This is a genomic window from Campylobacter concisus (assembly GCF_003049065.1).
Taxonomy (GTDB): Bacteria; Campylobacterota; Campylobacteria; order Campylobacterales; family Campylobacteraceae; genus Campylobacter_A; species Campylobacter_A concisus_BE.
The window spans coordinates 1-8878 of the sequence record NZ_PISC01000018.1 but is presented as its reverse complement, the minus strand read 5'-3'; the positions used below and the strand labels follow the sequence as shown (position 1 = coordinate 8878).

Genomic DNA, 8878 nt, shown 5'->3' with positions numbered 1-8878 from the left:
ATCTACTAAACACTTATAAAAACCAAGACTTTACAAAAAGACTTGATGATGATGGTAAGATAGCAAGTGGTATAAACTCTCTTGGCATAGAGATATCTAAAATGCTAAATGACAATCTAAACCAAGCACAAGTACTAGAAGAAAAAGCTAAACTTCTAGCAAGCTCAGTTTCTAAAGTAGCTAGCTCAGCAAACACTCAAGCAAATAGCTTACAAGAATCTGCAGCAGCAGTTGAGCAAATGTCTAGCTCAATGAATGCCATCTCTCAAAAGACAGCTGATGTTATAAGACAAAGTGATGAGATTAAAAACATCATAACTATCATTAGAGATATAGCAGATCAAACAAATTTACTTGCTCTTAATGCAGCAATAGAAGCTGCACGTGCAGGAGAACACGGTAGAGGATTTGCAGTTGTTGCTGATGAAGTAAGAAAACTAGCTGAGAGAACTCAAAAATCACTTGGTGAGATAGAAGCAAATACAAATGTATTAGCTCAATCAATAAATGAGATGAGTGAATCAATCAAAGAGCAAAGTGAAGGCATTAATATGATAAATCAATCAGTTGCTCAAATAGATAATCTAACAAAAGAAAATGTTGTAATTGCTAATAGAGCCAATGAAGTAACAAGTGATGTTGATAACATGGCTAAGACAATAGTAAGTGAAGTAAGAAAGAATAAATTTTAATAAATCTGCTTCATAAATCTTCATAAATTTCAACCTGGTTTAGACTGGGTTGGAGTTTGTATATTTATAAATTCCAAATCTTAAGTTTAACACTCAAGAATTATCTATCAAATTTTAAAATTTATGGGCGAGCATATCACGCTTCTAAATTTAATGGCGAATGGCTATGAGCCCTAAATTTAGTAAGTTACTAAGGCGAGTGAATGGAGTTTTAAAATTTACAAAGCAACTCAATTAAATTTGTAATTTTTTATTCAAAAGGGAGACAAGGGGATTTGAATTACGGTCTGCTTGCAGTTGCGAGCTAGCGAAGCAAAGCTGTCCTTATCTCTCTTTTGTCCTCTCTCTCACCAGGTCTATGCTTGAGTAGGGCTTTAAATTTAATTTATAAAAATAATTAAGATATTTAATAAAATTTACACTATTTACCAAATAAAACATAATTTTCATCCTATTATATGTGTTACATTTCTACTCAGCTATTTAAATAAATTTATAATTTATTTTTTTAAGATTTACTTGTAAAATCCCTATAAATATGTAGAAAAATTGCTTTAAACTATCGCATCATCTCTTTTATCAAGGGCTATTTATATAAATTTTCTTAAACTAATATGTAATTTTATATTTTAAGCTTATCAAAATTTTTATCTATGTAAATCAGGGGTAAATAAGTTTAATGAGGATAATATCTATTAAATTTGTTTAAATCTTTTAAGGAGAAAAAATGAATCGACGAGATTTCATCAAAAGTGCTGCAGCTAGTGCTGCTTGTGCTAGTGCCGGTATCGCTGTGCCAAGCTCGCTAAGTGCGTCAAACGAAGCTGAAAAAGGCTGGCGTTGGGATAAGGCTGCCTGTAGATTTTGTGGAACCGGATGTGGCATCATGGTTGCTACAAAAGAGGGCAAGATAGTAGCTGTAAAAGGCGATCCAGAAGCACCAGTAAACCGCGGTCTAAACTGTATCAAAGGCTACTTTAACGCTAAGATCATGTACGGCGAAGATAGGATAACTCATCCACTTTTACGTGTAAATGAAAAGGGCGAATTTGACAAAAAAGGTAAATTTAAGCAAGTAAGCTGGAAGCAAGCATTTGACGTGATGGAAGCTCAGTTTAGAAAGACTTATGACGAGCTTGGACCTCACGGCGTTGGCGTGCTTGGCTCTGGTCAATACACAATCCCAGAGGGCTACGCAGCAGTTAAGCTTATGAAAGGTGGCTTTAGAAGCAACAGCATCGATCCAAATGCAAGACACTGCATGGCAAGTGCAGTTCTTGGCTTTATGCAAGTTTTTGGTATTGATGAGCCATCAGGCTGCTTTGATGACATAGAGCTAACTGATACTGTCATAGCTTGGGGCGCAAATATGGCTGAGATGCACCCGATCCTTTGGGCGCGCGTGAGCGATAGAAAGCTTAGCGATCCTGATAGAGTAAAGGTTGTAAATTTAAGTACTTACTCAACTAGAACATCAAATTTAGCCGATATTGAGATCATTTTTGCTCCGTCATCTGACCTTGCTATCTGGAACTACATCGCTCGTGAGATAGTCTATAACCACCCAGAGATGATCGATGAAGAATTTGTTAAAAAACACTGCGTCTTCACGGCTGGCCCAGTTGATATCGGATATGGTCTTCGCCCAGACATCCATCACAAAAAATATGCTCCAAGCGAGCTAGACACAGCTGCGACTGAGAAGTCAAAGGTGCTAAGCGAGGCTGAGGGCGTTACACTTTCTTATCTTGGTCTAAAAGCTGGCGATACATTAGAAAACAAAAACACTGCAAAGGCTGGCGATCACTGGCAAATAACATTTGAAGAGTTTAAAAAAGCTCTTGCGCCTTACACACTTGACTTTACAGCTAAGGTAGCAAAGGGCGATCCAAACGAAGATATCAATGAATTTAAGAAAAAACTAAAAGCACTTGCTGATCTTTACATCGAGAAAAACCGCAAAGTCGTTAGCTTCTGGACTATGGGCTTTAACCAACACCAACGCGGCACTTGGGTAAATGAGCAAGCTTATATGGTGCATTTCTTGCTCGGCAAGCAAGCACTCCCAGGCTCAGGCGCTTTTTCTCTAACTGGCCAGCCAAGTGCGTGTGGTACTGCAAGAGAGGTTGGAACATTCGTTCACCGCTTGCCAGCTGATATGGTCGTCGCTAATCCAAAACACAGGGAGATCACTGAAAAACTTTGGAAACTTCCTGCTGGCACACTAAATGCTGTACCAGGCTCACACTACGTAAAAATGATGCGTGATCTTGAAGATGGCAAGGTTAAATTTATCTGGGTTCAAGTAAATAACCCATGGCAAAACACTGCAAATGCAAACCACTGGATCAAAGCAGCTCGCGAAATGGACAACTTCATCGTCGTAAGCGACCCTTATCCAGGAATTTCTGCAAAAGTAGCTGACCTTATTTTACCAACTGCGATGATCTACGAAAAATGGGGCGCATACGGTAATGCTGAGAGAAGGACACAGCACTGGAGACAGCAAGTGCTTCCTGTTGGCGAAGCGATGCCTGATATCTGGCAGATGCTTGAGTTTAGTAAGCGCTTTAAGCTAAAAGATGTTTGGGGTGAGAAAAAAGTAAATGACAAAGTGACACTTCCAAGCGTGCTTGAAGCTGCAAAAGCTATGGGATATAGCGAAGAAGATACGCTATTTGACGTGCTTTTTGCAAATGAAGATGCTAAGAAATTTAGCGCAAATGATCCGATCATGGAAAACTATGACAACACAGAAGTCTTTGGCGACAGCAGAAAAGTGATCGGCTCTGATGGTAAAGAATTTAAAGGATATGGATTTTTCATCCACAAATATCTTTGGGAAGAGTATAGAAAATTTGGCGTTGGTCACGGTCACGACCTAGCTGACTTTGACACTTACCATAGAGTAAGAGGTCTAAGATGGCCAGTCGTTGATGGCAAAGAGACTCAGTGGAGATTTAACACTAAATTTGACCCATACGCTAAAAAAGCCGCTCCAAATGATAAATTTGCATTCTACGGCAACAAAAACGCAGCCCTTCCAACAGGCGATCTAAAAGGCGTGAAAAATCAAGAGAAAACTCCTCTTGCAAACAAAGCAAAAATTTTCTTCCGCCCTTACATGGATCCATGCGAGATGCCAAGCAAAGATTATCCATTCTGGCTATGTACTGGCCGTGTTCTAGAGCACTGGCATACAGGCACGATGACTATGCGTGTTCCTGAGCTTTATAGAGCCGTCCCAGAGGCACTTTGCTACATGCACGAAGATGACGCTAAAAAGCTTGGCGTGCTTCAAAATGAGATCGTTTGGGTCGAGTCACGCCGTGGCAAAGTAAAAGCAAGAGTAGATCTAAAAGGTAGAAATAAGCCGCCAGTAGGTCTTGTTTATGTGCCTTTCTTTGATGAAAACGTATTTATAAATAAAGTCTGCCTTGACGCTACTTGCCCGATCTCAAAAGAGACTGACTATAAAAAGTGCGCGGTTAAAATTTACAAGGCGTAAAAGTGGCTGATATGGAATTTTCAAGTAGGCGTGAAGCTTTGAAATTTGGAGCTAAGGCAGCGATCTTAGCTCTTGGCGGAGGCTTTATATGGTCACTTAGTGCCAAAGCCTCATCGCTTATACTTCTTAGACCGCCTGGTGCGAAAGCAGAGAAGCAGTTTTTGAAAAGCTGTATTAGATGCGGGCTTTGTGTAGAGGCCTGTCCATTTGATACGCTAAAACTTGCTACTCTTGAAGATGGTATAAGTGTCGGTACGCCTTATTTTGAGCCTAGAAAAATTCCTTGTCATATGTGCGAGCATATCCCTTGCGTGCCAGTCTGTCCGACCGGGGCACTGGACGCAAATTTAGTTAGCACAGCTGGCAAACTAGATATAAACAAAGCCAAAATGGGCGTTGCAGTTGTCGATATGAAAAACTGCGTGGCATACTGGGGCATACAGTGCGATGCTTGTTATAGATCTTGTCCGCTCATAGATAAGGCCTTGTATCTTGAGTATCGCCGCAACGAAAGGACGCAAAAGCATGCGTTTTTACTACCAGTAGTTGATAGCGATATCTGCACGGGTTGTGGCGTGTGCGAGCGAGCCTGTATCACCGAAAAAGCAGCCATTACCGTGCTAAACCGCGAGGTTGTGCTTGGTAAAGTTGGCGATAACTACGTCAAAGGCTGGATAAAAGAAGATGAAAGGCGCGTGGATGATGCCAACAGCAAGATAAAGCTCGACATCAAAAAGGCGACTGACTATCTAAATGGTGGTGAGCTATGAAATTTTTAATCTTAAGACGAATAACTCAAATTTCTATCCTAGTGCTATTTATCCTAGGAAATGTTTATGGAGTTAAGATACTTAGCGGAAATTTAAGCTCATCTATGCTTTTTGGACAAATTCCACTAAGCGATCCATTTGCGGTGCTTCAAATTTTACTAGCAAGCTTTAGCGTAGGCATAAATGCAGTAATCGGTGCGATCATCGTCTTTGCATTTTACGCGCTCATCGCTTCTAGGGCATTTTGCTCATGGGTTTGCCCAGTAAATTTACTAACGGATATTGCTTACAAGTTAAGAGAGAAATTTGGCTTTAAGGGTGAGAAAATTTTAAACGTAAGTAAAAATTTGCGCTACTACTTGCTAGCGCTTGCTCTTGTCTTAAGCCTTGCTCTTTCACTGCCAGCATTTGAGAGCATTAGCTTTGTTGGTATCATCCAGCGTGGCATCATCTACGGCTCAGCTAGTGCCATTGGCATCGCCCTTGGCATAGTTGCCTTTGATATGTTCGTGCTAAAGCGCGGAATTTGCTCACACATCTGCCCACTTGGTGCATTTTACGCGGTGATATCAAAATTTGCTCTCATCAGAGTAAAACACGACGCAAATGCTTGCACAAAGTGTATGAAGTGCAAGCTCGTCTGCCCAGAGGTGCAAGTGCTAGATATGATCGGTAAAGAGAGCCGCGCGGTTAGCTCAAGCGATTGCATAAGTTGCGGTAAATGCATCGACGTTTGCGGCGACGGGGCGCTAAATTTTAGTATTAGAAATTTAAGGAGAGAAAAATGAAAATGAAAATAATGGCACTTGGAGCACTATGCGCTGCCTTTTTAGCGGCATGTGCATTGAATAATCCAAGCATTAGTGATTCGCAAATCGGCCTTAGAAATGTTGATTTGTTAGATGACAAAGACGTTGTTTTAAAAGACATCAACTACACAAAAGAGCCAGCAGGTATGGCAAAGAGATTTGATAGATCTTTTGAAAATGCACCTCCATTTATCCCACACGACACTGAGGGTTTGGTGCCTATCACAAAAGATTCAAATATGTGCGTAACCTGCCACATGCCTGAGTTTGCAAAAGATAGCGGAGCTACTCCTATCCCAGCTTCTCACCTTTATGACATCAGAAACAAAAAAGATCTTGCAGGCAAGCTTGATGATGAGAGATATAACTGCACAACTTGCCACGTCGAGCAACAAAATGGCGTAACGCAGCTTGTTGGTAACAAATTTAAGCCTGACTTTAGAGATAAAAACGGCTCACATAAGTCAAATTTACTAGACGTTTTAAATGACGGCGTTAAGTAATGCAAAGCAGGCGAGAGCTTTTTAGCAAAATTTTGGGGGCAAAACCTGCTCCCAAATTTATAGATCCACCCTTTTTTAGCGGAGAATTTGACTGCGCTGGCTGTGAGGCTACCTGCGTAAGTGCTTGTGAAAAAGAGCTTCTTAGCTTTGAAAATGAAAGAGTTGTTTTTAAAGTTAAAAAGCTAGGCTGTGACTTTTGTGAAGAGTGTGTGAAGGCTTGTCAAAGTAGCGCTCACGTGACACTAAGCTTAAACTCGCCAAAGAGCATAAACGCAAAAGTTAGCATCAATGTCGCTAGCTGCCTAGCGTGGAACGATACGATTTGCTACAACTGTCTTGATGCTTGTAAATTTAAAGCAGTTGAGTTTCTTGGTGTTTTTCGCCCTATAATCAATCAAAATTGCGTCAGCTGCGGCGAGTGCTTTGATGTTTGTTTTAAAAATTCGCTTGAGATGGAGGCTTTATGAGAGTTTTATTTTTTCTTTTTTGCTTGCTAAATTTTATCTTTGCAAATGAGATCACAACGCCTATTAAAGAGATAGAAGCTAGTGCAAATGTGCTTAATACCACGCTGATAAATGGCAAACTTTTTATCGCAACTGATGGTGGCACGGTTGAAATTTATGATCCAAAAGAGTCTAAATTTGATGAGATCATCAAGATTGATGATATAAAAACCTACGTTAGCGACCACGAGAGGCCAAAAATTTTAAATGTCGATGAGCTAAATGGCAAGATGCTCATCTTAAGCGAGGGTGACTACGCTACAAAGGTGCTTTATATAAGAGAAAATGAGCAGATGAGAAGCATAAAAATGGCTAATCAAGCGATAAAAAAGGCTCTATTTTTAGATGATGAGCATATAGCACTTGCTTCGATCAGCAATGAAATTTACTTTTTAAACCTAAAAAGTGGCGAGATTTATGATAGTTTTAAGATCTCTATCGCAATGCTCTCAGACATGGAGATAAGCGAAGATAGAGGCACGCTAGCGATCGCTTGTGAGAGTGGTAAGGTCTATTTTTACAACGTTCGTACTAAAAAAATGGACAGAATTTTAGACATCCACACTGATAATATCTACGACATCGCTTATAAAAATGGCGTCATGATCAGCGGAGGCACCGACAGGATCGCTGGCATCTTCTCAGCTGGGACACTAAAAAAGATAAATACTGGCTTTTTGGTCTATGGCGTGGGGCTTAGTAGCGACGGCAAGATCGCCGCGTATATGAGCGATGAGATGAGTGATGTAAATTTGGTTGATAGCGTCACTTTGGATAAGATCGCGATGCTAAAAACTGGTCAAAGCACGATAAATAGCATAGTTTTCATAAGCGATAACGAGGTCGTAACCTCTGCTTATGAGAAGAAAATTTTATTTTGGAGAGTTAGATGAATATTTCAAGCCTGATAGTCTATACAGATAATAAAAATGAGAGCGTAAAAGGCGAGATAAGCAAGCTAAAAGAGTGCGAGATCATCACTGACGCAGAAGATAGGATCGTGGTGGTCGTTAGCTCAGAGAGCATTGAAGATGAGATCAGAGTTTTTAAGATGATAGAGGGCATTAGCGGCGTGGTGAGCGTTGCGATGGTTTATAGCTATCAAGAAGACGCTCAGGAGAATAGAGAGAGGCTTGAAGCAAACGGCAAGATAAGTGAGATTTTAACAAGCGATGACGTAAAAGCCGAAGATATCGCATATAGCGGTAGTGTGCACTATAAAGTGAGATAAAATTTAACTCCCTTTGGTTTGAAATTTAATCAATATGTTGATAGGTTTTTACAAATTTTAAAATTCCATTCACTCGCAAGAGTTGACTACTAAAATTTAGCTTCGCTTTCAGCTTAGCTCAAATTTTAGAGCCGAAATTACTCGTTCATGAAATTTTAAATTTACTGGAGTTTCAAACCGCATGCAGTGCTTCAGCACTGAGGCATGCACTTCTAACGTTGTCGGGGTTGGGGGATTGTTAAGGGGGAAGAGAGCTCTTTTGCTTCGACTTCATCTCGCAACTGCAAGCAGACCGTAATTCAAGCCTCTTCCCCCTTAACAAAGAAGCAAACATTTAAATTTGATTAGATTGCTTTGCAAATTTTAAAACTTTCATTCACTCGCAAGAATTGACTACTAAAATTTGGCTTCGCTTACAGCTTAGCTCAAATTTTAGAGCCGAAATTACTCGTTCATGAAATTTTAAAATTTGCGAAAACTTACTTGATAGCAAAACGCATGCGGCACGATAGTGCTATCGCATGCACTTCTAACGTGCGAGGGGATTGTGGGATTTAAAGGGAGATAAGGGGACGGCTTCGTAATTTAAGTCCCCTTGTCTCCCTTTTGAATAAAAAGAAATTTACAAATTTAAAGTTGAGATTTTAAAAATAGAAATTTGCTATTTTGCAAATTTTAAAATTCCATTCACTCGCAAGAATTGACTACTGATTTTAGGTTTCGCAAAGCTCTCCACTAAAATCAGAGCCGAAATTACTCGTTCATGAAATTTTAAAATTTGCCTGACTTTCTATTGCACAAAACGCATGCAATTGTGCTAAAGCACCGCATGCATTTTTGTTTAAGCTTTTTGATTATT

At 39.9% G+C, this 8878-nt stretch carries 8 protein-coding genes; all 8 read left to right on the top strand.

From position 1 onward, the window contains the following. A partial coding sequence (locus tag CVS81_RS10080) for a methyl-accepting chemotaxis protein (RefSeq protein ID WP_234399559.1) occupies positions 1-692 on the top strand: 692 nt, incomplete at its 5' end. Positions 693-1419: 727 nt separating this feature from the next. Then, entirely contained in the window at positions 1420-4200 is a 2781-nt protein-coding gene (napA, locus tag CVS81_RS09665) for a nitrate reductase catalytic subunit NapA (protein ID WP_107965837.1), read from the top strand. Positions 4201-4211: 11 nt separating this feature from the next. Continuing rightward, complete coding sequence (gene napG, locus CVS81_RS09660) at positions 4212-4970, top strand: ferredoxin-type protein NapG (RefSeq protein WP_413784312.1); 759 nt, start codon at positions 4212-4214, stop codon at positions 4968-4970. Continuing rightward, entirely contained in the window at positions 4967-5758 is a 792-nt protein-coding gene (napH, locus tag CVS81_RS09655; protein ID WP_107965835.1) for a quinol dehydrogenase ferredoxin subunit NapH, read from the top strand. Before napG ends, napH begins: the two co-directional genes overlap by 4 nt. Continuing rightward, positions 5755-6282: a nitrate reductase cytochrome c-type subunit gene (locus CVS81_RS09650; protein WP_012001478.1), complete on the top strand. Its 528-nt coding sequence runs from the start codon at positions 5755-5757 to the stop codon at positions 6280-6282. The genes napH and CVS81_RS09650 overlap by 4 nt, the downstream gene beginning before the upstream one ends. After that, a complete protein-coding gene (locus CVS81_RS09645; RefSeq protein WP_107965834.1) occupies positions 6282-6749 on the top strand; it encodes a 4Fe-4S ferredoxin in 468 nt (155 codons plus the stop codon). Before CVS81_RS09650 ends, CVS81_RS09645 begins: the two co-directional genes overlap by 1 nt. Further along, positions 6746-7681 carry a WD40 repeat domain-containing protein gene (locus CVS81_RS09640; RefSeq protein ID WP_107965833.1) on the top strand — a complete coding sequence of 312 codons (936 nt, stop codon included), beginning with the start codon at positions 6746-6748 and terminating at the stop codon, positions 7679-7681. Before CVS81_RS09645 ends, CVS81_RS09640 begins: the two co-directional genes overlap by 4 nt. Next, a complete protein-coding gene (locus CVS81_RS09635) occupies positions 7678-8019 on the top strand; it encodes a chaperone NapD (protein ID WP_021087324.1) in 342 nt (113 codons plus the stop codon). The genes CVS81_RS09640 and CVS81_RS09635 overlap by 4 nt, the downstream gene beginning before the upstream one ends. Positions 8020-8878 lie beyond the last annotated feature (859 nt).

What these genes read in the sequence shown, in the direction of transcription:
- napG (WP_413784312.1), top strand. Translation starts at nt 4,212, where the DNA reads ATGGAATTTTCAAGTAGGCGTGAAGCTTTGAAATTTGGAGCTAAGGCA.
- napH (WP_107965835.1), top strand. Translation starts at nt 4,967, where the DNA reads ATGAAATTTTTAATCTTAAGACGAATAACTCAAATTTCTATCCTAGTG.
- CVS81_RS09650 (WP_012001478.1), top strand. Translation starts at nt 5,755, where the DNA reads ATGAAAATGAAAATAATGGCACTTGGAGCACTATGCGCTGCCTTTTTA.
- napA (WP_107965837.1), top strand. Translation starts at nt 1,420, where the DNA reads ATGAATCGACGAGATTTCATCAAAAGTGCTGCAGCTAGTGCTGCTTGT.
- CVS81_RS09635 (WP_021087324.1), top strand. Translation starts at nt 7,678, where the DNA reads ATGAATATTTCAAGCCTGATAGTCTATACAGATAATAAAAATGAGAGC.
- CVS81_RS09640 (WP_107965833.1), top strand. Translation starts at nt 6,746, where the DNA reads ATGAGAGTTTTATTTTTTCTTTTTTGCTTGCTAAATTTTATCTTTGCA.
- CVS81_RS09645 (WP_107965834.1), top strand. Translation starts at nt 6,282, where the DNA reads ATGCAAAGCAGGCGAGAGCTTTTTAGCAAAATTTTGGGGGCAAAACCT.